The following is a 20,863-nucleotide window of genomic DNA, read 5'->3' as shown; positions in this document are numbered from 1 at the left end:
GGCGGAAACCAGCCCCGGCGGTCGGCTCCATCGTCAGCGCAGGACGATCTCCACGCGCCGGTTCTGCGGCTCGCGCACGCCGTCGGCGGTGGGCACCAGCGGGCGGCTCTCGCCGAAGGCCTGGATGACCATCGCCGAACGCGGCACGCCCTGGCGCTCAAGTTCCGCCGCCACCGCCTGCGCGCGGCGCTCGGACAGGCGCTGGTTGTATTGCGGCGTGCCGGACCGGTCGGCATGGCCCGCCACCTCGATCCGCGTGGTCTGCACGCGCGTCGAGGCCTGCGCCGCCTCGGCGATGATCTGGCGTGCGCGCTCGGTCAGGTTGGCGCGATCCCAGTCGAAGAACACCAGGTAGGTCCGGGCCGGCGCCGGCGCCGCGGCCGGGGCGGGTGCGGCGACGGGCGGCGGCGGCGGCGCGGCGCCGAAGGTGTAGCGCAGGCCGACCAGCACGCTCCAATTGCCGTTGTCCACCTCCACCGCGCCGCGCTGCGTGGTGGTCGCGCCCGTCGCCGAGACGAAGGTCGCGTCGATGTCGTCGGAGAGCGTGGCGAAGTAGCGGCCCTCCGCCGTGAAGGCGAGGCCGGGCACGGAGGCGATCGGGAAGGCGGCGCCGACCATGGCCTGCCAGGCGAAGTTGCCGTTGTCGCCATCCAGCCGCAGCGTCCGGCCGGTTGCGGGCGAGCTGATCGTCACGCCGTCCCAGTCGTTCACGGCATAGCCGATGCCGCCGCCGATATAGGGCACGATGCCGACGCCGCCGAGGTTCCAGCCGAGGTCGAAGTCGTAGAACACATTGGCCATCACGCCCCAGGTCGTGACGTCGCCGCTCTGCGTCCGGGGCGCCGCGATGCCGGCGAAGCCGTTGATGCCGTTGATGCTGTTCTCGCGGTAGTTGCCCTCGATCTCGGCCCGGAGCCCGTTGCCAAAGGCGTAGCCGAGGCTCAGCACGCCCACCCAGCCGGTGTCGAAATCGGCATTGCCGCTCTGCCCGACCCCCGCCGCGCCGAGCGCGGTGCGCAGGCCGCCCTGGCTCGTCAGGTCGCTGTCCTCCAGCCAGTTCACCCCCGCGCCGCCCGCGATGTAGAAGCCGGAACCGGGGCCGCCGAAGCGCGGCAGCAGGTCCTGCGCGCTGGCCAGCCCGGGCAGCACCAGCAGCGTGGTGGCCATCAGTGACGTCCTGAATCGCATCTCGAATTCTCCTTGGTCCCTGCCGCGGGCCGGCGGCGATACGGTTGCGCCCCGGCCGCCAACGCGGTTGCACGCCTGCGGCACCTTCGCCGTGGCCAAAACACCCTGCCTGTGGCCGCGCGGCCACACACAGCCGCGCGACGCGGGCTCAATCCCCCGCGAGCGCCGCAACAACTCGACTTAGCAACAGTAAGCTCGCAGGCCGTGCTGGCGCTGGAGGCTTCAGAACGCTAAGCTTGCCGCATGCGCGATCCGCATCTCGAAGCCCTCCTCGCCCAGCGCGGCGCCGTGACCCGCATCGCGACGGCCCTCGGCATCTCCACCGCCGCGGTCAGCCAGTGGAAACGCGTGCCCGACGACCGCGTGGCCGAGGTCGCGCGCGCGCTCGGCGTCGCGCCGGAGAGCGTCCGGCCCGATCTCGGCGCCGAGCCGCCGGAGCCGCCCAAGCGCGAGCTCGCGCCGCTGCGCCTGTCCCAGCGCATGCCGCTGCGCCGCCGGCGCCGCACCAAGATCATCGCGACCCTCGGCCCCGCCTCCTCCTCGCCCGAGGTGATCGAGCGGCTGTTCCGCGCCGGCGCGGATGTCTTCCGGCTGAACTTCTCGCACGGCTCCCACGCCGACCACGCGGAGCGCATCGCCATCATCCGCGCGCTGGAGCGCCGGATGGAGCGGCCGATCGGCATCCTCGCCGACGTGCAGGGCCCGAAGCTTCGCGTCGGCCGTTTCCAGGGCGGGCGGGTGCAACTGCAGGCCGGCCAGACCTTCCGCCTCGATCTCTCGCCGACGCCGGGCGACGTGCGGCGCGTGCAGCTGCCGCACCCCGAGATCATCCTCGCCGCCGGCATCGGCACCACGCTGCTGCTCGACGACGGCAAGCTGCGCCTGCGCGTGACGCGCCAGCGCGAGGACCACTTGGAGACGGAGGTGGTCACAGGCGGCCCGCTCTCGGACCGCAAGGGCGTGAACGTGCCCGACGTGGTGCTGCCCATCCCCGCTCTGACCGAGAAGGACCGCGCCGACCTCGACTTCGTGCTCGAGCAGGGGATCGAGTATGTCGGCCTCAGCTTCGTGCAGCGGCCGGAGGACGTGGCGGAGGCGAAGGCCATCGCCGATGGCCGCGCCTGGATCATGGTGAAGATGGAGAAGCCGCAGGCGATCGATAATCTCGACGAGATCGTCCGCCTGGCCGATTGCGTGATGGTGGCGCGCGGCGACCTCGGCGTGGAATGCCCGCCCGAGGAAGTGCCGCTGATGCAGAAGCGCATCGTCCGCACCGCGCGCGCCGCCGGCAAGCCCGTGGTCGTCGCGACCCAGATGCTGGAGAGCATGATCGGCGCCCCCGCCCCCACCCGCGCCGAGGCGTCGGACGTTGCGACCGCGGTCTTCGACGGCGCGGATGCGGTGATGCTCTCCGCCGAGACAGCGGCCGGGCAGTATCCCTATGAGGCGGTCAACATGATGGACCGCATCGTCGCCCGCGTGGAGCAGGATCCGGGCTGGCGCTCCCTGACCGATGCGAACCGGCCGGAGCCGCAGCGCAACTCCGCCGACGCGATCGCCGCCGCGGCCCGCCAGGTGGCCCATACCATCGAGGCCGAGGCGATCGCCACCTTCACCTCCACCGGCAGCACCACGCTTCGGGTCGCGCGGGAACGGCCGGACTGCCCGATCCTCGGCCTGACCGCCAGCGAGCAGACGGCACGACGCATGGCGGTGATCTGGGGCGTGCACCCGGTGATGGCGCCCGAGCTGCACTCGATGACCGACATGGTCGCCAAGGCCATCCGCGCCGCCGCGCAGGAAGGTTTCGCGAAGCATGGCGATGAGGTCGTGGTGACCGCGGGCGTCCCCTTCGGCACCGCGGGCACCACCAATGCGCTGCGGGTCGCCATCGTGAAGTGACGCCGCCGCCGCGGGTTGACGGCGCCCGCCGCCGCGCCTTCCTTGCGGCCGCCCTGGAGTTTCCGCCGATGCGCCCTGCCCTGCTCGCCCTCGCGGCCCTTCTCTCCGCCAGCCCCGCGCTGGCGCAGCGCGACGGCCTGTATGACGTCAGCGGCACCAACCTCGATGGCACCGCCTATACGGGGCTCGCGCAGATCCGCACGGTCGGCATCAACTCCTTCAACATCCTCTGGCGGATCGGCGACCAGATCGTGGAGGGCGTGGGCATCGCCTCCGGCCGGACCATCGGCGTCGCCTATGGCATGGCGCAACGGCCGGGCATGGGCATCTACACGCTGAACGCGGACGGCTCGATGGAAGGCGAGTGGACCATCATCGGCGCGCCCAGCATCGGCCGGGAGCGCCTGGTGCCGCGTCCAGGCGATGCGCCGCGCCCCGCACCCGAACCGGCGGCGCCCGCCACACCCCCGGCCGCCGCAGCGCCGCCGCGCCAGCAGTAGGGCTCAAGCGGTGGCGCGCCGCCGGCGCGCCATTCCAAGCCCGACCAGCCCCGCACCCAGCAACGCCAGCGTCCCGGGCTCCGGCACCCCGAGCGCCGGCGGCGGGGCGATGTTGAAAGCGACGTTGTCGAACTCGAAGGCCCAGCCATTGCTCGTCGCGACGATGCGGTCGAAGGCGGTCGTCGAGGTGACGTTCACGTAGCGCGTGCCGCCGGGCCCCTGGTCGCCATTCGGCAGTGTCGCCACCTGGCCGCCGGTGATGCGGCCCACCAGCGTGTCGCCGTCGAAGAAGCTCAGCGTGTTGTAGGCGTCCACGGACCCCCAGAGCAGGCCGAAATACTTGACCTCGAAGGGCATGATCAGCGTCATCGCCGAGGCGGCGCCACCGGTCAGGGAGCCCGTCGTGAGATAGGGGGTCGTGTTGGCACCATTCGCCTGGTCGCCGCCGCCCGCCCCGAAGCCGGCGCCGTTGCCGCCCGAAAGGCTCGGCGGCGCGTAGCGACCCGAGAGCCCGCCCTGCACCACCCCGGCCGTGCCGGCGAACTGCACCTTGATGCCGGTGGGCGTCAGCGGCTGGCTGGCGCTGGCGCCGTTGACGGCCAGCGTGTCGAAATTCTCCAGCACGACGCCGGTCGGCGCACCGCCGACGCTGCTGGTCCAGGTGAGCGAGGAGGCCTGGGCACCGGTCGCGGCGAAGACGAACACGGCGGCACCGGCGCGAAGCAGGCTGCGGAAGGACATGGGAGGGGTCCTCGGAGAAGAAGCGAGGGGACCTCCTGTCCCGGTTGAGCGCGAGTTACTCTATTTTTTGAGACTGCGTCAACCGTTTTCGTTGCATCCGGGACTCGCCCTCCAGCAGCGCCTTCTTCCGCGGCACACCCCACCGGTATCCGGTGAGGTCGCCATCCGCGCCCACGACGCGATGGCAGGGCACGGCCAGCGAGACCGGATTGCGCGCGCAGGCCCGCGCCACCGCCCGCACCGCGGCGGGATTGCCGATCTCCGCCGCCAGCCCCGCATAGGTCCGTGTCTCGCCGAGCGGAATGCGCTGCAGAGCCTCCCAGACCTGCCGCTGGAAGGCGGTGCCGCGGAGGTCCAGCGGCAGCCGCAGCGCCGCGGCCGGCTCCGCGATGAAGGCTGCGACCTGCCGCACGGTTTCCGCCAGCGCGTCATCCGCCGCTTCGACATGCGCCTTCGGGAAGCGCGCGCGCAGGTCGCCTTCCAGCGCCTCCGGCGGCTCGGCGAAGCCGATGAAGCAGACGCCCTTCTCCGTCGCGCCGACCAGCAGCGGGCCCATCGCGCTCTCGGCATGGGCGATGCGGATCACTTCCCCCGCGCCGCCGCGCCGCGCCGCGCCGGGTGTCATGCCGAGATGGCGCGAGGTGTCCTCATAGACCCGCGATTCGCTGCCGAAGCCGGCGCCGGCCACCGCCTCCGCCACACGGTCCCCGGCCGAGAGCGCCGCCTGCAGCCGGCGCGCCCGCACGCCCTCGGCATAGGAACGCGGCGTGACGCCGGTCACATCGCGGAACAGCCGCAGGAAGTGGTGCCGCGCATAGCCCGCGCGGTCTGCCAGCGCGGCCAGGGACGGCATCGTCTCGGCCGCCTCGATCATCGCGCAGGCGGCCCGCACCGCCTCCGCGTGCAGCGCCGCGCGCTCGCCCTTCGGGTCGCAGCGCTTGCAGGCGCGGAACCCGGCCTGCTCCGCCGCGGCGATATCGGCGAAGAAGCGGGTGTTGCGCCGGAGCGGCGCGCGGGAGGGGCAGCCGGGCCGGCAATACACGCCCTGCGTCGTCACGGCGTAGAGAAAGGGGCCGCAGGCCGGCGTGGCGTCGCGATCCAGCACGGCCTGCCAGCGCAGGCTGTCGGTGTCGGATGGCATCGGGGCTTCGGGCATCACGGTCACCCAATATGGTGGAACGAGCCCGATCTGGCGCCCCACCCCCCTCCCCGGCCATCCGCGCGTTGCGGCGGCGCGCGAACCCGGCGCCCGCCCACGCGTCAGAGACGGATGATCGTTCCGCCCGCCCGCCCGCCCCATGTTCGGTGAGGCCGTGGACCGGCTGGACGCGCTCGCGCGCGCCGCCATCGCCCTGGTCCCTGGCCTCGTCATCGGCGTTTTCGTCTTCCTGGTCCTGCTGCTTCTCGCCCGCGGGGTGCGCTCAGGCGTCCGCCACGCGGCGGCGCTGCGCGAGACCTCGGCGGAATCCGCGGCCGTGCTCGGGCGCATCGCCGGCGGAACCTTCACGCTGCTCGCCTTCCTCGTCGCCGCAGCGGTGGCCTTTCCGTCCGTCTCGGCGGCCGACCTGTTCAACCTGCTCGGCATCGGCGGCGTCGCCATCGGCTTCGCCTTCCGCGACGTGCTGCAGAACCTGCTCGCCGGCATCCTGATCCTTCTCACCCGTCCCTTCCGCATCGGCGACCAGATCCGCGTGAAGGCCGACGAGGGCACGGTGGAGGACATCTGGGTGCGCGCGACGGTGCTGCGCACCTACGACAACCGCCGCATCCTCATCCCCAACGCCACGCTGTTCACCGACACGATCCAGGTGATCACCGCGCATGAGACGCGCCGCCTCTCCTTCACGCTGACCATCGGCAATGGCGACGACATCGCGCTCGCCCGCCGTGTCATCGTGCAGAGCCTGCGCGGCACCGAGGGCGTGCTGGCCGAGCCCGCCCCCGATGCGCTGGTCACGGGGCTCGGCGCCTCGGGCGTCGAGATGCTCGCGCGCTTCTGGATCCATCCGCCGCGCCGGCGCGACGCGCTGGATGCGCTGGACCTCGCGATCGAGCAGGTGAAGCTCGGACTCGTCAGGGCTGGCGTGGACCTGCCCTACCCGACCTCGCAGCTGCTGTTCCACGACCAGACCGAGGAGACCGACGGCGACCGGGCGCGCCAGCGGGAGGGCTGGCCCGCCACAGGGCGCCCCACGCCGCGCCCCCGCTGGCGCGCCGCCGAGGATGCCCGGCGCAAGGCCGAGCGCTAGGCGGCCCGATGACCGAAGGGCCGCAAGGCCCGAAGGTCTGAATCGGCCCGCCGAAATCCACCGCGCCTACAGCGCGTCGCCCTCCGCCTTGCGCTGCAGCTCGCGCCGGCGATCCTCGCCGCCGGCCATGCGCGGATGCAGCGCCAGCGCCGCATCGAAGCTGCGCAGCGCGCCGGCGGCGTCGCCGGCCTCGTCCTGCACCTGTGAAAGCTGCACCAGCGCGATGAAGTGCCGCGGTTCCAGCACCAGCGCCTGCTGGATGTCGCGCGCCGCGGCGCGACGGTCGCCAAGCGCTGCCAGCGCCTGGGATCGCATCAGCCAGAGGTCGGGCGCATCGGGCTCCAGCACCAGCGCGGCGTCGAAATCCTCCAGCGCCTCGTCCGGCGCATTGCCCTGCATGTTGCGCAGGCCGCGCCGCATCAGCAGCGCCGCGGCCGGCGAGACCTGGCGCGCCCAGAGGCCGCGGATGCGCGCCTCCACCAGCTGCGCGCCGCTCGCATCCGGCGCATCCTTCAGCGCCTCGAACAGCCGGTCGAGCTCGGCCTTGCGCGCGGCGGCGGGATCGGGGCGCGCGGCCGGCGCGGGGGAAGCCGGCGGCACACCCTGCGCCAGGGCGAGGGTCGGCAACAGCAACAGCGGCAAGGCGATCAGGCGACGCATGATGCGAGCCTCCGTCATCGCGGCCCCCGGGGGCAAGTGCCGAGCGCGGGAGCGGTCACGCCGCCTGCCGCGCCCGACGTGCAGCGGCGACCTGCGCCGGCTCCGGCCCGCCGGCCATCCAGTCCAGCAGTTCCACCGTGTGCACCACGGGCAGCCGATCCCCGCCGAGCTGGGTGATGCAGCCGATATTGCCGCTGGCGACCAGGTCCGCCCGCGTCCGGTCCAGGTTCTCCAGCTTGCGCGCCCGCAGCTTCCCGCTGATCTCCGGCTGCAGCAGGTTGTAGGTGCCGGCCGAGCCGCAGCAGAGATGCGCCTCCGCCGGCTCCTTCACCGCGAAGCCGGCTCGCTTCAGCAAATCCTTCGGCGCCGCCGTGATCTTCTGGCCGTGCTGCAGGCTGCAGGCCGCGTGATAGGCGACCGTCAGCCCCGGCACCTCGCGAGACGGCGCATAGCCGAACTTCAGCAGCACCTCCGAGACGTCCATCGCCCGCTTCGAGACAGCCTCGGCCTGCGCCGCGATCGCCTCGCCCTCGGCGCGGAACATGAATCCGTAGTCCTTCACCGTGGTGCCGCAGCCCGAAGCGTTGATCACGATGGCGTCCAGCCCCTCGCCCGCCATCTCCGCATGCCATGCCTCGATATTGGCGCGGGCGAGCCGCATCGCCGGATCATGGTGGCCCATGTGGTGGTCGAGCGCGCCGCAGCAGCCCTGTTCCTTCGTCACCACCACATCCAGGCCCATGCGCGTCAGCAGCCGGATCGTCGCCTCGTTGATGGAGGGCGCGAGCACCTGCTGCGCGCAGCCGGTCAGCAGCGCGACGCGTCCGCGCCGTGCCCCCTCCGCGCGATGCACGCCGGGCTTCTCCACCGGGCTCGGCGAGGGCACGGCGGTCGGCGCGAGCTTCAGCATCGCGCGCAGCCGCTCCGCGGCCTGCGACCCGCCCGGGATCAGCCGCGCCAGCGGCCGGGCCAGCGGGCTGCCGAGCAGCGCCAGGCGGAAGCGCCAGGGATAGGGCAGCAGGAAGGACAGCAGCTTCCGCAGCGCACGCTCGGCCTTCGGGCGCTCATAGGTCTCCTCGATGTGGCGCCGCGCATGGTCCACCAGGTGCATGTAGTGCACGCCCGAGGGGCAGGTGGTCATGCAGGACAGGCAGGAGAGGCAGCGATCCACATGCTTCACCACCTCGGCCGTCGCCGGGCGGTCGTTCTCCAGCATGTCCTTGATCAGGTAGATCCGCCCGCGCGGGCTATCCAGCTCGTCGCCCAGCAGCACGAAGGTCGGGCAGGTGGCCGTGCAGAAGCCGCAATGGACGCAGGTGCGGAGGATCCGGTTGCTCTCGGCGAGGTCCGGGTCGCGGAGGCGGTCCGGGGCGAAGCTGGTCTGCATGGCCACCCATCTAGTGCAGCGGCCGCGCGGTTGAAACCGCGCCGCCCTGCCGCCGCGCGCCGACGTGGCGACGCGCGGCGGCGGCCTGCATGTTGGGCGGGCCGATTCAGACCTTCGGGGCTGACGCCCCTACGGTCATCGGGCCGCCTTGCATGTTGGGCGGGCCGATTCAGACCTCCGGGGCTGACGCCCCTCCGGTCATCGGGCCGCCTCAGATCTCGAGCTCGATCAGGAAGGGCCCGTCCTTGGCGAAGGACTGCTTCATCAGGTCGCCGCAGCCTTCGAGCGTCGCGGTTTTCGCCGCCTCCACGCCCATGCCGTTCGCCAGCTTCACCCAGTCGAGGTCCGGATTGCCGAGGTCCATCATGTCCATCGCCGTCCGCCCCGGATTGGCACCGACGCCGCGATACTCGCCGAGCAGGATCGCGTATTTGCGGTTGGACAGCACGATGGTGGTCACGGGCAGCTTCTCGCGCGCCTGGGTCCAGAGGCCCTGCAGCGTGTACATGCCGGACCCGTCGGCCTGCAGGTTCACCACCCGCCGCCCCGGCGCGCCCACCGCGGCGCCGGTCGCCAGCGGGATGCCGCAGCCGATCGCGCCGCCGGTGATCTGCAGCCAATCGTGCTTCGGCGCGCAATGCGTCTCCTTGAAGAAGCCGCGGCCGAAGGAGACGGATTCGTCCGCCACCACCGCATCCTCCGGCATCAGCGCGGCGAGCGTCCGCGCCAGGCCCTCCGGCGTCGGCACGCCGCGGGCGGGTTCCGGGCGCGGGCCGGGATCGGGCAGGTCCACGGCGGGCGCGCGCAGCTCCTCCGCCAGCGCCGTCAGCGCCTGGATCGGGTCGGCCTCGTAGCGCGTCAGCAGCAGGATGTCGGCATCCTCCCGGTGGTGGCGGGAGGGCTTGCCCGGATAGGCGAAGAAGCCGACCGGCGCCTTGCTGTTGACCAGGATGATGGTGGTGAAGGTCTTCAGCGCCTCCACCGCCATGTCCACCGGATAGGGCACGCGCTCCAGCGGAAGGCGGCCACGGCCGCGCTCGGTCCGGCCGTTCGACATCTCCGCCAGCACCGTCGCGCCAGTCGCCTGCGCGACGCGCCAGGCGAGCTTCTGGGCTTCCCCCGTCAGCGCCAGGCCGCCGAGCAGGATCAGCACGTTCTTCCGCTCCCGCAGCGCCTTGGCGGCGTTGCGCACGGCATGCGGGTCGGCCTGCGGCGCGGCGGGAACCGGCAGCGCCGCGGCCGGGCCGCCGGGGGCGTCGTCCCAGCAGGTGTCCGACGGCAGGATGAGGGTCGCGATCTGGCCGGGCGAGGTGCGCGCGGCCTGCACCGCCACCGCGGCGTCCCGCCCCACATCCTCGGCGCGGGCCACCGTGCGGGTCCAGGCCGAGACGGCGCGGGCGAAGCCCTCGGTGTCCGCGGTGAGCTGCGCGTCCAGCGGGCGATGGTAGGTCGCCTGGTCGCCCACGCAGTTCACGATGCCGGCGCGCGCGCGGCGTGCGTTGTGCAGGTTGGCGAGGCCATTCGCGAGGCCCGGGCCGCAATGCAGCAGCGTCGCCGCCGGCTTGCGGGCCATCCGCCAGTAGCCGTCGGCCATGCCGGTGACGACGTTCTCCTGCAGGCCGAGCACGCAGCGCATCCCCGGGATGCGGTCCAGCGCCGCGACGAAATGCATCTCGCTGGTGCCGGGGTTGGCGAAGCAGACGTCCACCCCCGATGCCAGCAGCGTATGGACCAGACTTTCCGCGCCGTTCACCCGTCCGCTTCCTTCCGCGATGATGCCTGCGATGAGGTCGGGAGGCTGCGCGGCGCGCGCGCCGGGGGCAAGAGGCCAAGCCGCCACAATCGGGCCGGACGACTCCCGAAATCGTGATGCCCCCCTTTACGTCACGTGAAGCTGCCGCAATCCTGCCGCCATAAGGGGGCAATGGGACACGATCGGTCGGCGCGGCCGGCGTGGGGGGACGGGTCATGCCGCGTCTGGCGGTCGCATTCTTCTGCTCGGGCTTCGCGGCCCTGCTCTGCCAGATCGTCTGGCAACGCATGCTCGGCATCTTCGCCGGGTCCGACACGGTCTCCGCGGCGCTGGTCGTGGGCGCCTTCCTGGCCGGGCTCGGCCTCGGTTCCATCCTCGGCGCGAAGATCGCGGACCGCTTCACCGCGGCGCAGGCGCTGGTTGGCTTCGCCCTTGCCGAGGCCGGGGTGGCGGTCTTCGCCCTGGTCTCGAAGTTCTTCCTTTACGACTTCCTCGCCACCGACCTGGCCGGCGTGGTGGACAGCCCGGTGGCGGTCTTCGCGCTGTGCTTCGCCGGACTGGTGCTGCCGACGACGCTCATGGGCGCCTCCCTGCCGCTGCTGGCGCGCGCCATCGCCACCAATCTCGACACGGTGGCCGAGCGGATCGGCACGCTCTACGGCCTCAACACGCTGGGCGCGGGCCTCGGCGCGCTGCTCGGCGGCTGGATGCTGGTGGGCAATCTCGGCTTCGTCGGCGCGCTGGTGCTCGCCGCCGGGCTCGACCTCTTCGCGGCCGTGCTGGCTCTGACGCTGCTGCCGGCGCTCCGGCGCGCCGAGGCCACTGCGCGCCCGGCGCCGCGCGCCGCCGCCGCGGCCGCGGCCGCGCAGAGCGAGCCCTTCGGCAGCCTGCGGCTCTGGTGCCTGCTGGTCTTCCTCTCGGGCTACGTCATCGTCGCGCTGGAGATCGTCTGGGTCCGCCTGATGGGTCAGGTCGGCCAGTACCACGCCTATCTTTTCCCCACCGTGCTCGGCGTGTTCCTGCTGGCGGATGGCGCGGGCATGGCCGTAGCGGCGCGGATGGTGCGCCGCATGAAGGATCCTCGTCCCGCCTTCTTCATCACCCAGGCCGGCGGCTTCGTGCTCGGCGCCGCGCTGATCCTCGCCCTCTACTGGGCGCTGCCGCACTGGCCGATCAACAGCGCCGTGAATGCCGACATCCAGCGCCTGCGCGGCGAGGGGCTGCTGACGACGGTGCTGCTGATCGTGCTGGTGGTGGGGCCGCCGAGCTTCGTCATCGGCATGACTTTCCCCTTCGTGCAGCGCGCCGTGCAGCAGGATCTGGCGAGCGTGGGCGCGCGGGTCGGCTGGGTGCAGCTGGCGAACATCCTCGGCAATGCCGCGGGCTCCATCGGCACGGGGCTCGTCACCTTCCACTTCCTCGGCACGGCCGGCACGCTGCAGCTGCTGGCGGTGCTGTCGCTGCTGCTGGTGCTTGGCTGGCTGTGGAAGGCCGGCTGGCGGCGCGGGCCAGAGGTGGCGCTGGCCGCCTGCTGCGCCCTGGCGCTGATGGTGCTGCCCGGCAATGCCGCGCTCTGGTCGCGGCTGCATGCCGAGAAGCCGAGCCAGCGCACAGCCTGGGCCGAGGACCGCTCCGGCGTCGCCTTCTTCCGCGACGACGCGACGAGCCCGACCGAGCCGCACGGCCCCTTCTTCATCCAGGGCTTCAGCCAGGGCCGCATCCCCTTCCTGCCGATCCACCAGTTCCTCGGCGCGGTCGGACCGCTGATGCACCCCGATCCGCAGCGCGTGCTGGCGGTCGGCATCGGCTCGGGCGGCACGCCCTGGGCGGCCGGCGTTTCCCCGATCACGCGGGAGATCCGCGCGATCGAGCTGGTCGGGCCCGTGATCACCACGCTCGAGGAGCTGGCGCAACGCCACCCGCAGGGCCCGATCGCCGAGATGTTCCGCAACCCGCGCTGGCGCCTGGAATACGGCGACGGCCGCCGGGCGCTGTCCAAGGGCGACGAGCTCTATGACATCATCCAGGCCGACGCGATCCTGCCGGAAGGCTCGCATTCCGGCCTGCTCTACTCGGAGGAGTTCCTGCAATCCGTGCGCCGTCGCCTCGCGCCTGGCGGGATCTATGTGCAGTGGGGTCCGACGCGCCGCACGGTGGAGACCTTCGCCGCCGTCTTCCCCCACACCCTGCTGCTGATGCCGGTCTCGGTGCTGATCGGCTCCGACAGCCCGATCCCCTACGACGCCGAGGCGCTGGCCGCGCGCTTCGCATCGCCCGAGGTGACGGCGCATCTTGCGCGCGGCAATCCCGGCTTCGGCGACTATCGCCAGCTTTTCGCGCGGGCGCCGCTGCGATGGGCGCCGGGCAACCTGCGGCCGGAGGCCTCGCTGACCGATGTCTTCCCGCGCGACGAGTTCTACATGAACAACACCGTCCGGCTGACGCATGACCTGATGCGTCCTGGCGACCTGGTGGCGGAGCACAGGCCGCGCTGACGGAGCTCTCGGTCCTGCTTCCCTGCGCAACGAAACTGCTGTTAGGCTGAGGGCAGCCGACAGGGTCGAAGCCGGTGCGCCATCCGGCCGGCCCTGACGCAGGGGGCGTCGCCGTCATGCTTGCGTCCAGCTTCGTCCACCGCGCCGCGCTCGCCGTGGCGCTGCTTGGTGGTGGCCCCGCGGCGGCGGCGATCCAGTCGGTGTCCTACGGCACGGCCGTTCTCGGCAGCCATGCCGGGAACCTCATCGCCAATGGCAGCTTCGAGGTCGGCGCATCGGGAAACCGCATGTGGACGGGCAACGGACCCTACACCGGCGCCAATGTCGGCGGGCCGGGCGTTTCCATTCCCTCCTGGAACGCCGCCTACCCGTCGGGCGCCTATGGCTGGTGGGGCCCCTATCCCAACGGCGCCTTCCCCTGCGCGGATGGTGCGAACTGCGTCTATTTCGGCAACTGGATCACCCAGCCATCGCAGCCGCCGAGCTTCGGGCCGAACGGCGTGGTGAGCTTTCCCGGCCCGGTCGCCTTCACCAACACGGTGCCGCAGAACCAGGGCCAGGTGACGCTGTCGCAGACCGTGACCCTGACTGCGGGCGACGCCTACCTGCTCGACTTCTGGACCACGGGGGAAGGACCGCCGACCATGCCGAGCGGCGTGTTCGGCCTGACCATCGGCAGCCAGTCGCTGTTCCTGGAAGCGGTCGCGGGCAATCGCCGCTACTACGTGCACTTCCAGGCCGACGCCGCAACGACCACCATCGGCTTCACCAACTGGGGCCATGTGCAGATCGGGCAGGGCATCGCGACGGAGCTGGTCCTGGACGACGTGATCCTGAACCGGGTCGCGGTCCCGGCGCCGGGCACGCTGCCGGTGCTCGCCGTCGGCGCGATGGGATTGTTGTGGGCCCGGCGGCGCTTCCCCGCCGCCCACCTGCCCCGCTGACCACGCGCCCGCCATGTGGCGCGTCATCGTCGTCGGGTTCCTGGCCGGTGCGGCAGCCGTGCCGTTGTTCCACGAAGGCACGAACTTCATTCTCTATCACAACTTCCGCTGGCTGCAGGCCGTGTTCGGGGCGGCGGACGGATTCAGGCCCCTCTCGCCGGGCTTCAACCTCCGCCTCTCGGCGCCGCTCGGCTTCCCGGAAGTGCTGAACCTGGCCTTCTGGGGCGGGAGCTGGGGGGTGCTGCTGGCGGCGACGCTGCGCCTGCTGCGCCCCCCCGCCCTGCTCACCGGATTCCTTTTCGGCGCCTTCGTCTGCACGGGATTCGGCTTCGCACCCTATTATGGCGAGCGAGGGCTTCCCTTCTGGACCGTGGTCTACCTGCCGAACTGGCTTCGGCTCGCTTTGGTGAACGGCGCATGGGGCTGGGGCGCGGCGGCGCTCATGCAGGTGGCGGGGCTGACGGACCGCTTCCGATCCTGACGAAGCGCCAGCGTCGAAACGAATATTGCGACCGGACCGTGTGTTCGATCACGGAATCTTGCAACCAGAGGTTCCTGCACCCTGCCGGCACATTGTAGTATACGGTAAGTGGTTGTGGGGTGAGGTGCAAAAATGTACCGCGTTGCAGCAATGGCTGGCGTTTCGCTGATGGCACTCGCGCTGGCGTTGCCGGCGTCCGCCTCGACGATCACGGCGAGGAAGATCGGCTTCAGCGACGGCGACCGGCAGATCATCATCAATGATGGCCAGGCCGATGAGCGCGTGACGCGCGCCGGCCGATACGTCCTGACCACGACGACGCTGCAGGAACTGTTCCTGTGGTGCGTGGACATCTTCAATTCGGTCAGCCCCGGCGTGTTCCCGCTGCCGGGCCAGATCTACGAAACCGGCGATCTGACCAACGACGGCGACACGCCGCCGAACGCGCTTTCCAGCGACCAGATCTCGCGGGTCAATGGCTTGGTGGCGGACGGCAACGATGCGCTGGCGGGCTCGCCGGTGGACGCGGCCGCCGTGTCGGCGGCGTTCCAGGCCGCGATCTGGCAGACGATCTACCCGACCATGACCTTCACCAGCAGCAACCAGACGCTGCAGGCCATGATCACGGCGCTGAACGATGACGACACCTTCGCCGGCGGTGGCGGCATCCTCTACACGCCGGTGGATGCGAATGGCGAACCGGTCGAGTCGCAGAAGCTGTTCGGCTCCGCGCCCCAGCCGGTGAACCCGGTCCCGACGCCGGCCGCGATCGGCCTGTTCGGCTTTGCCCTGGCCGGCCTGCTGGTCGCCCGCCGCGCCACGGCCTGATCGCCGCCCTGCGGCGGCTTCGGCACCGACACCCGGGGCGCCTGTCCCGGGTGTCGTCGTTTTTGCCCGGCCGCGACGGGGCGCTCCCGGCGCCGAGTCTCAGCCGGGAAGCCTCGCGAACAGCGCGACCAGATCCGTCTGCCGGCGGCAGCCGGTCTTGCGCCGCACCGCGGCAAGCTGGCTGCGCGCGGTCTCGCGGGAGACGCCGCGGCGCTTCGCATGCTCGTCGAGCGACCGGCCCGCGGCCAGGGAGGCCGCCAGCGAAGCCTCGGCCGGTGTCAGGCCGAAAAGCCGCGAGAGCAGCGCCGGCATTGGCCGGCTCCGTTTCTCTCCATCGGTGACGAGCAGCATCGCCCCGCGATGGCCGTCCAGCAGCTCCGCCTCGCCGCGCGGCAGCACGGGAAGGGCGCGCACCATCCAGGGCGCGCCGCCGGACCGGCGCGGCAGCGACAGGCTTCCCGCCGAGGGCAGCAGCCCCAGCTGGCCCTGCGCCGCGGCCAGCGCCGCGGTCACCGCGCGGCGCAGCGCGAGCCGGGAAGCGGGATCCGGCGTCTCCGGCCCGTGGGCGCCGAGGGCCAGCCCGTCCGCCTGCGCCGCCATCTCCTGCAGCGCGGCATTCGCGAAGACCAGCCGCCCCTCGGCATCCAGCAGCGCGACGCCGTCCGGCAGCGCATCCAGCCCGGCGCGCAGCATGGCACCGGAGGCCGCCCGCGCCGGGGCGAGCTGCGCCTCGGCGGCGAAGGCCCGGCGCAGATGCGGGAACAGCGTCCGCAGCAGGCCGGTCTCGGCCTCGCTGAAGGGCGGCTCGGTCTCGCGGCGATGGAAGGCCACGCCGCCCCAATGCCCGGGATCGCGCATCAAGGTGGCGCCCACCGCGTGGAAGGCAGCCTCGTTCGGGCGCCCCCACTCGTTCCAGATACGGCTGCGCCGAAGCACCTCCGGCGGCACGAGCCGCGCCATGTCGTGCACGCCGGGCGGCTGCCGTGCGGCGGCCCCCACCCACGGGTCGTGCCGGACCCAGTAGCGGGCATAGTCGTCCATGGGTGCGCCGGCCGCGCCGCCATGCCCGGCCGAGACGCTCTCGACCGGCTTCCCGCCCCGGTAGCGAACGAGGTGCATCGCATGGCTCGAGGCGCCGACAGCCTGCGCAAGGCCTTTAAGGGCCGAGACCAGGCCCTGTCCGTCCATCAGCGCCTCGTAGAGGCCGAGCGCGAGAAGCGGAATGTCTGCCCGCGGGGGAACTGTTTCGATTTCGGAAAACATGCTCGGCAAAGGCGCCACATCAGCCGCGCCTCCGGCAAGGGGCAGGGTTGAGCAGGAACGGATGTTCTCACCCTCTCGGGTGAGGTGGGCGCGGCGGCTGCAGCGCTTGCGGGCAGGCCACCGGCGCCCCACCCTTCGGGCGCCATGAACACGCCGTCGCTGCGCGTGCAGCCCGACCCCACCGATCCCCGCCTGACCCGCCGCGTCGCCGGCCTCGACCATACGGGCGCGCGCATCGAGACCGCCGTCACCGTCGAGCGGCCCCTGACGCTCTACCTGAACGGGCAGGAGATCGTGACGATGATGACGATCCTCGACCGCCCGGAGGACCTCGCCCTCGGCTACCTGCTGAACCAGGGCATGCTGAAGCGCGACGACCGCGTCATCGCCGTGGACTACGACGAGGATCTCGGCGTCGTCGTCGTCCGCACGGAACGGCAGACGGATTTCGAGGCGAAGCTGAAGAAGAAGACGCTGACCTCCGGCTGCGCCCAGGGCACCGCCTTCGGCGACCTGATGGAGGATTTTTCGTCCGTGCGCCTGGCGCCTTCGGCGCAGTTGCGGACGAGTTGGCTGTATCGCCTGCTGCACCGCATCAACACCCTGCCAAGCCTCTACCTGGAGGCCGGCGCGATCCATGGCTGCGCGCTGTGCCGGCAAGACGAGCCGATCGTCTACATGGAGGATGTCGGCCGCCACAACGCGGTGGACAAGATCGCCGGCTGGATGTTCCGGGAGCATGAGGCGCCGGACGACAAGATCTTCTACACCACCGGGCGGCTCACCTCGGAGATGGTCATCAAGACCGTCCGCATGGGCATCCCCATCCTGGTCTCGCGCTCCGGCTTCACCGCCTGGGGCGTCGAGCTTGCGCGGGAGGCGAACCTGACGCTGATCGGCCGCTGCAAGGGCAAGCGCTTCGTGGCGCTGGCCGGCGAGCAGCGCATCGTCTTCGACGCCGACCTCGCCTATGTGCCGGAGGAAAGTGCCAGGCACTGGCGCAAGAACAGCGCCGAGGCGCAGCAGGCAGGTGCCGATGCGGAGTGACACGCTCGCCGTCGTGCTCGCCGGCGGCCTCGCCCGCCGGATGGGCGGCGGCGACAAGCCGCTACGGACCGTCGGCGGCCGTCCGCTGCTGGACCACCTGCTCGACCGCCTCCGGCCGCAGGTGCCGGCCATCGTGCTGAACGCCAATGGCGACCCGGCGCGATTCGCGGCCTATGGCCTGCCGGTGATCGCCGACACGCTGCCGGACCATCCGGGCCCGCTGGCCGGCATCCTCGCCGCGCTGGAGCATGCCGCCGCGGCGCATCCGGACCTGCCCTGGGTCGTCTCCGTGACCGGCGACGCGCCCTTCGTGCCACCCGACCTCGTCGCGCGGCTGCATGCGGCGCGGCAGAGCGCGGGCGCAACGCTCGCCTGCGCGAGTTCCGCCGGCCGCACCCATCCGCCCATCGGCGTTTGGCCCGTGGCGCTGCGCGGCGCGCTGCGCGAGGCGCTGCTCGCCGGCGAGCGCAAGATAGACCGCTGGACCGCGCGCTTCGGCTGCGCCGAGGCCGATTGGCCGACCGAGCCCTTCGACCCCTTCTTCAACGCCAACGCGCCCGAGGACCTAGCCGAGGCCGAACGGATCTTGCACGCGGCCGGCGCCGGCTTTACCTCGGCAGAGCAAGGGTTTCCGGGGAGGCCAATCGCATGAAATCCGTCCTGATCGGCTGCATCGCCGCCGTCGTCGTGGCGCTCGGCGCCTATGCGGTGCTCGACGGCCGCGTGCAGCAGACCGCCGACCAGCGCTTCACCACGACCGGCGCGCGCCTGTAGCGCCTCTGGCGGCCCCCGGCCTGCCGGGCGCGGGGGGTCAATCGCCGGCCGCGCCCGAGATCACCTCGGCCGCGTGCCTCGCGGCATCCTGGAACGGCAAGAGCACCAGATCCGCCCCCCGGCCGGCCAGCGCCGCCGCGCCCGCGTCGGAATGCGCCGTCACCGCGACCCGGCCCTGGAAATGCTGCTCGCGCAGCGCGGCGATGAGGGCGAGGCGGTGGTCCTCATGGGTGAGCCCGGTCGCGTGGCCAGGGATCGAGGACACCGCCCAGCGCGCGCGGTCGAGCGGCAGCGAGGCCAGGAAGTCCGGGTCGGTCGCGTCGCCATAGGTCGCCTCGATGCCGGCGTTGCGGGCCGCGCGCACGGCCTCCGGGTCGAAATCCACCCCGAGCACCGTGACGCCGGCCTCGCGCAGCCGGCGCGCGATGGCGCCGCCGAAGCGGCCGAGGCCGAAGATCACCACCTCCGCCGCCGCCGCCCGCTCCGCCGCAGCCTCGCCGGCGGCCTCCGCCTCCCGCCAGGGATGCGCGCGCTCGAACGCGCGCAGCGGCCGGTCGAGCCGGTGCGCAAGTTCGTGCGAATAGGTGATCATGTAGGTCGAGAGCGCGATGGTGACGAGGCCGACCAGCGTCACGAGGCCCAGCGCCGCATCGTCCACATGGCCGAGCGCGACGCCCATCGCCATGAAGATCAGCGAGAACTCGCTGATCTGCGCGACGGTGAGGCCCGCCAGGAAGCCGGTGCGCCGGCGGTAGCCCATCGCCCCCATGATGGCGACGACGATCAGCGGGTTGCCCACCAGGACGAAGACGGACAGCACCAGCGCCGCCCCGACCTGCTCGCCGATCGCCGAGAGATCGAGCCGCGCACCGAGCGCGATGAAGAAGAACAGCAGCAGGAAGTCGCGCAGGCTGGACAGCCGCGCCGCGATCGCCTCGCGCACCTGCGTCGAGGCGAGCGACACGCCGGCCAGGAGCCCCCCCATCTCCTTCCCCAGCCCCACGGCGTCGCCGATGGCCGCCAGCAGCGCCGCCCAGCCGATGGCGAAGCCGGCAAGCAGTTCCGGCGCGCGGGCCAGCCGGGCGGTCAGCGGCTCCGCGACGAAGCGCATCACCAGCCCGACGAGCAGCAGCATCGCCCCGCCGCCCAGGACGACCTGCGCCAGCCCGGCCACCGCCGAGGCCTCTCCCGCGCCCGCGCCCATGGCGGAGACGACCACCATGCACAGCACCACGAAGATGTCCTGCACGATGAGGAAGCCGAGCGCGATCCTGCCGTGCAGGCTGTCGATCTCGCGCTTGTCCGACAGCAGCTTCACGATGATGATCGTGCTCGAGAAGGTCAGCGCGACGGCCACGTAGAGGCTCGTCAGCGCATCCATCCCCAGCAGCAGTGACAGGGCGAACCCGACGGCCGCGGTGAAGCCCACCTGGCCGAGGCCGGTGGCGACCGCGACGGGCCCGAGGCTGCGCACCAGCGCTATGTCGAGCTTGAGCCCGACAAGGAACAGCAGCACCGCGATCCCGAGTTCGCTCAGCAGCCCGATATGCTCGCCCGACCGGGCAAGGTCGAGCGCCGCGGGCCCGGCCAGGATGCCGGCGCCGATCAGCCCCACGATCAGCGGCTGGCGCAGCAGCAGGGCGAGGAACCCGACCACGGCGCCGAGCGTCAGCAGCGCGGCGACCTCATGGAAGACCGAGCTCGCGATCAACTCCTCCATGGCGCGCTTTCCCGGCCGCTCACGTCCCGGGTTCGGGCGGCACGGCCAGCACGTCGCAGTCGACCGCGCCGACCACCTCGGCCGCGACGCTGCCCAGCACCATGCGGCGCAGGTGTCCGGCACCCGCCGTGCCGATCACCAGCAGGTCCGGCCGCAGCCGCGCGACGACGTCCTTGATGACGCCGCCAGGACGGCCCATCGCCACCTGCCGCTCCGGCTGCACCGGAAGGCCAAGCGTCGCGGCGAAGCCGGCGAGTGCGGAGGAAGCCTCGTTCGCGGCCGCCGCCTCACGCGCCGCGACGGTGGCGGCCGGCGCGTCGGCGAGCGCGAGCGCGCCGAGGCCCGCCGGCTCGAAGGCATGCAGCAGCGTCAGCCGCGCGCCCGCCGTCAGGCCGAGGCGATGCGCCGCGCGGATCGCCCGCGCCGAATGCGCCGAAAGGTCGGTGGCGGCGATCACATGCCGATACGGCGCGGCGGGCGCGCGGCTGACCATGAGCACAGGACGCCGTCCGTAGCGGATCACGCGCTCGGCCGTGGTGCCGGAGAAGACGTCGCGCAGCAGCCGGCGGCGATGCTCGCCGAGCACGACGAGGTCCACCGACCGCGCCTCGGCGACCCGCAGGATGGTCTCGAAGGGATCGCCTTCCTCGATGAGCGCGACCGGGGTGGTGCCCTCCAGCGCGGCAAGCTGCTCCCGCAGGACAACGGCCGCCTCGCGCCGCTCGGCCTCGATCAGGCGCCGCGGCTGGTCGTCGTCCAGCGCGTTCAGCACCAGCAGCTCGGCCCCCGCCGCCTGCGCGATCATTGCGGCGCGGCGAAGCGCCCGGTCCGCGCGGGAGGACAGATCGGTCGCCGCAAGCACGCGGCGCCCCAGCGCAGCGCCGTCTGTCAGACCGTGTGCCTCGGACATGCTTCGCGCTCCTCCTTCCTG

Annotated in this window: 19 protein-coding genes; 10 read left to right on the top strand and 9 right to left on the bottom strand. The window is 72.1% G+C overall.

The window, feature by feature from the left end:
* Window positions 1-33: 33 nt before the first annotated feature.
* Complete coding sequence (locus DFH01_RS19255; protein ID WP_109872092.1) at window positions 34-1,188, bottom strand: OmpA family protein; 1,155 nt, start codon at window positions 1,186-1,188, stop codon at window positions 34-36.
* Between the two features lie 480 nt (window positions 1,189-1,668).
* Between DFH01_RS19255 and pyk the strand changes: the two genes are divergently transcribed.
* Window positions 1,669-3,090, top strand: coding sequence for a pyruvate kinase (pyk, locus tag DFH01_RS19250; protein ID WP_109872396.1), 1,422 nt, complete (start codon window positions 1,669-1,671; stop codon window positions 3,088-3,090).
* 68 nt (window positions 3,091-3,158) lie between these two features.
* Window positions 3,159-3,590 carry a hypothetical protein gene (locus DFH01_RS19245; RefSeq protein ID WP_146217095.1) on the top strand — a complete coding sequence of 144 codons (432 nt, stop codon included), beginning with the start codon at window positions 3,159-3,161 and terminating at the stop codon, window positions 3,588-3,590.
* Between the two features lie 3 nt (window positions 3,591-3,593).
* On the opposite strand, the gene DFH01_RS19240 is transcribed toward DFH01_RS19245, so the two are convergent.
* The gene (locus DFH01_RS19240) at window positions 3,594-4,331 is read right to left on the bottom strand and encodes an Npun_F0296 family exosortase-dependent surface protein (RefSeq protein WP_109872090.1); all 738 of its coding nucleotides are present in this window, start codon (window positions 4,329-4,331) and stop codon (window positions 3,594-3,596) included.
* Window positions 4,332-4,386: 55 nt separating this feature from the next.
* The gene (ada, locus tag DFH01_RS19235) at window positions 4,387-5,487 is read right to left on the bottom strand and encodes a bifunctional DNA-binding transcriptional regulator/O6-methylguanine-DNA methyltransferase Ada (protein ID WP_109872395.1); all 1,101 of its coding nucleotides are present in this window, start codon (window positions 5,485-5,487) and stop codon (window positions 4,387-4,389) included.
* Window positions 5,488-5,629: 142 nt separating this feature from the next.
* Between ada and DFH01_RS19230 the strand changes: the two genes are divergently transcribed.
* Window positions 5,630-6,580, top strand: a complete 951-nt coding sequence (locus DFH01_RS19230) for a mechanosensitive ion channel family protein (RefSeq protein ID WP_109872089.1) — start codon at window positions 5,630-5,632, stop codon at window positions 6,578-6,580.
* 66 nt (window positions 6,581-6,646) lie between these two features.
* On the opposite strand, the gene DFH01_RS19225 is transcribed toward DFH01_RS19230, so the two are convergent.
* The 3 genes from DFH01_RS19225 to DFH01_RS19215 all read right to left on the bottom strand — a co-directional run bounded on the left by DFH01_RS19225 (window position 6,647) and on the right by DFH01_RS19215 (window position 10,380).
* Entirely contained in the window at window positions 6,647-7,240 is a 594-nt protein-coding gene (locus DFH01_RS19225) for a tetratricopeptide repeat protein (RefSeq protein WP_109872088.1), read from the bottom strand.
* Between the two features lie 55 nt (window positions 7,241-7,295).
* Window positions 7,296-8,627, bottom strand: a complete 1,332-nt coding sequence (gene glcF / locus DFH01_RS19220) for a glycolate oxidase subunit GlcF (RefSeq protein WP_109872087.1) — start codon at window positions 8,625-8,627, stop codon at window positions 7,296-7,298.
* A 211-nt stretch (window positions 8,628-8,838) separates the two neighbouring features.
* Window positions 8,839-10,380: an acetolactate synthase large subunit gene (locus tag DFH01_RS19215; protein ID WP_109872086.1), complete on the bottom strand. Its 1,542-nt coding sequence runs from the start codon at window positions 10,378-10,380 to the stop codon at window positions 8,839-8,841.
* Window positions 10,381-10,595: 215 nt separating this feature from the next.
* Between DFH01_RS19215 and DFH01_RS19210 the strand changes: the two genes are divergently transcribed.
* From DFH01_RS19210 to DFH01_RS19195, 4 genes are all read left to right on the top strand, one after another.
* Window positions 10,596-12,875, top strand: coding sequence for a fused MFS/spermidine synthase (locus tag DFH01_RS19210; RefSeq protein WP_109872085.1), 2,280 nt, complete (start codon window positions 10,596-10,598; stop codon window positions 12,873-12,875).
* Window positions 12,876-12,991: 116 nt separating this feature from the next.
* Window positions 12,992-13,819, top strand: coding sequence for a PEP-CTERM sorting domain-containing protein (locus DFH01_RS19205; RefSeq protein WP_109872084.1), 828 nt, complete (start codon window positions 12,992-12,994; stop codon window positions 13,817-13,819).
* A 13-nt stretch (window positions 13,820-13,832) separates the two neighbouring features.
* A complete protein-coding gene (locus tag DFH01_RS19200; RefSeq protein WP_109872083.1) occupies window positions 13,833-14,300 on the top strand; it encodes a hypothetical protein in 468 nt (155 codons plus the stop codon).
* 150 nt (window positions 14,301-14,450) lie between these two features.
* Window positions 14,451-15,128, top strand: coding sequence for a PEP-CTERM sorting domain-containing protein (locus DFH01_RS19195; RefSeq protein ID WP_109872082.1), 678 nt, complete (start codon window positions 14,451-14,453; stop codon window positions 15,126-15,128).
* A 99-nt stretch (window positions 15,129-15,227) separates the two neighbouring features.
* Here DFH01_RS19195 and DFH01_RS19190 read toward each other — a convergent pair whose 3' ends face one another.
* A complete protein-coding gene (locus DFH01_RS19190) occupies window positions 15,228-16,316 on the bottom strand; it encodes a helix-turn-helix transcriptional regulator (RefSeq protein ID WP_146217093.1) in 1,089 nt (362 codons plus the stop codon).
* A 219-nt stretch (window positions 16,317-16,535) separates the two neighbouring features.
* On the opposite strand from DFH01_RS19190, the gene fdhD reads away from it, so the two are divergent.
* From fdhD to DFH01_RS29035, 3 genes are read left to right on the top strand one after another with little or no spacing between them, the layout of a single operon-like run.
* Entirely contained in the window at window positions 16,536-17,438 is a 903-nt protein-coding gene (gene fdhD / locus DFH01_RS19185; protein WP_109872080.1) for a formate dehydrogenase accessory sulfurtransferase FdhD, read from the top strand.
* A complete protein-coding gene (gene mobA, locus DFH01_RS19180; protein WP_109872079.1) occupies window positions 17,428-18,090 on the top strand; it encodes a molybdenum cofactor guanylyltransferase MobA in 663 nt (220 codons plus the stop codon). The genes fdhD and mobA overlap by 11 nt, the downstream gene beginning before the upstream one ends.
* A complete protein-coding gene (locus DFH01_RS29035) occupies window positions 18,087-18,212 on the top strand; it encodes a hypothetical protein (protein WP_269846270.1) in 126 nt (41 codons plus the stop codon). The genes mobA and DFH01_RS29035 overlap by 4 nt, the downstream gene beginning before the upstream one ends.
* A gap of 37 nt (window positions 18,213-18,249) precedes the next feature.
* On the opposite strand, the gene DFH01_RS19175 is transcribed toward DFH01_RS29035, so the two are convergent.
* Both DFH01_RS19175 and DFH01_RS19170 read right to left on the bottom strand, forming a co-directional pair.
* Window positions 18,250-19,932 (bottom strand): cation:proton antiporter, encoded by a 1,683-nt coding sequence (locus DFH01_RS19175; RefSeq protein WP_109872078.1) that lies wholly within the window; start codon window positions 19,930-19,932, stop codon window positions 18,250-18,252.
* A 19-nt stretch (window positions 19,933-19,951) separates the two neighbouring features.
* Window positions 19,952-20,842: a universal stress protein gene (locus tag DFH01_RS19170; protein ID WP_158287824.1), complete on the bottom strand. Its 891-nt coding sequence runs from the start codon at window positions 20,840-20,842 to the stop codon at window positions 19,952-19,954.
* Between the last annotated feature and the right edge of the window lie 21 nt (window positions 20,843-20,863).

It is taken from the genome of Falsiroseomonas bella (genome assembly GCF_003173615.1).
Classification (GTDB): domain Bacteria; phylum Pseudomonadota; class Alphaproteobacteria; order Acetobacterales; family Acetobacteraceae; genus Falsiroseomonas; species Falsiroseomonas bella.
This window is presented reverse-complemented; position numbering and strand designations above follow the sequence as displayed.

What these genes read in the sequence shown, in the direction of transcription:
- DFH01_RS19255 (WP_109872092.1), bottom strand. Translation starts at nt 1,188, where the DNA reads ATGCGATTCAGGACGTCACTGATGGCCACCACGCTGCTGGTGCTGCCC.
- pyk (WP_109872396.1), top strand. Translation starts at nt 1,669, where the DNA reads ATGCCGCTGCGCCGCCGGCGCCGCACCAAGATCATCGCGACCCTCGGC.
- DFH01_RS19245 (WP_146217095.1), top strand. Translation starts at nt 3,159, where the DNA reads ATGCGCCCTGCCCTGCTCGCCCTCGCGGCCCTTCTCTCCGCCAGCCCC.
- DFH01_RS19240 (WP_109872090.1), bottom strand. Translation starts at nt 4,331, where the DNA reads ATGTCCTTCCGCAGCCTGCTTCGCGCCGGTGCCGCCGTGTTCGTCTTC.
- ada (WP_109872395.1), bottom strand. Translation starts at nt 5,487, where the DNA reads ATGCCCGAAGCCCCGATGCCATCCGACACCGACAGCCTGCGCTGGCAG.
- DFH01_RS19230 (WP_109872089.1), top strand. Translation starts at nt 5,630, where the DNA reads ATGTTCGGTGAGGCCGTGGACCGGCTGGACGCGCTCGCGCGCGCCGCC.
- DFH01_RS19225 (WP_109872088.1), bottom strand. Translation starts at nt 7,240, where the DNA reads ATGCGTCGCCTGATCGCCTTGCCGCTGTTGCTGTTGCCGACCCTCGCC.
- glcF (WP_109872087.1), bottom strand. Translation starts at nt 8,627, where the DNA reads ATGCAGACCAGCTTCGCCCCGGACCGCCTCCGCGACCCGGACCTCGCC.
- DFH01_RS19210 (WP_109872085.1), top strand. Translation starts at nt 10,596, where the DNA reads ATGCCGCGTCTGGCGGTCGCATTCTTCTGCTCGGGCTTCGCGGCCCTG.
- DFH01_RS19205 (WP_109872084.1), top strand. Translation starts at nt 12,992, where the DNA reads ATGCTTGCGTCCAGCTTCGTCCACCGCGCCGCGCTCGCCGTGGCGCTG.
- DFH01_RS19200 (WP_109872083.1), top strand. Translation starts at nt 13,833, where the DNA reads ATGTGGCGCGTCATCGTCGTCGGGTTCCTGGCCGGTGCGGCAGCCGTG.
- DFH01_RS19195 (WP_109872082.1), top strand. Translation starts at nt 14,451, where the DNA reads ATGGCTGGCGTTTCGCTGATGGCACTCGCGCTGGCGTTGCCGGCGTCC.
- DFH01_RS19190 (WP_146217093.1), bottom strand. Translation starts at nt 16,316, where the DNA reads ATGGACGGACAGGGCCTGGTCTCGGCCCTTAAAGGCCTTGCGCAGGCT.
- fdhD (WP_109872080.1), top strand. Translation starts at nt 16,536, where the DNA reads ATGAACACGCCGTCGCTGCGCGTGCAGCCCGACCCCACCGATCCCCGC.
- mobA (WP_109872079.1), top strand. Translation starts at nt 17,428, where the DNA reads ATGCGGAGTGACACGCTCGCCGTCGTGCTCGCCGGCGGCCTCGCCCGC.
- DFH01_RS29035 (WP_269846270.1), top strand. Translation starts at nt 18,087, where the DNA reads ATGAAATCCGTCCTGATCGGCTGCATCGCCGCCGTCGTCGTGGCGCTC.
- DFH01_RS19175 (WP_109872078.1), bottom strand. Translation starts at nt 19,932, where the DNA reads ATGGAGGAGTTGATCGCGAGCTCGGTCTTCCATGAGGTCGCCGCGCTG.
- DFH01_RS19170 (WP_158287824.1), bottom strand. Translation starts at nt 20,842, where the DNA reads ATGTCCGAGGCACACGGTCTGACAGACGGCGCTGCGCTGGGGCGCCGC.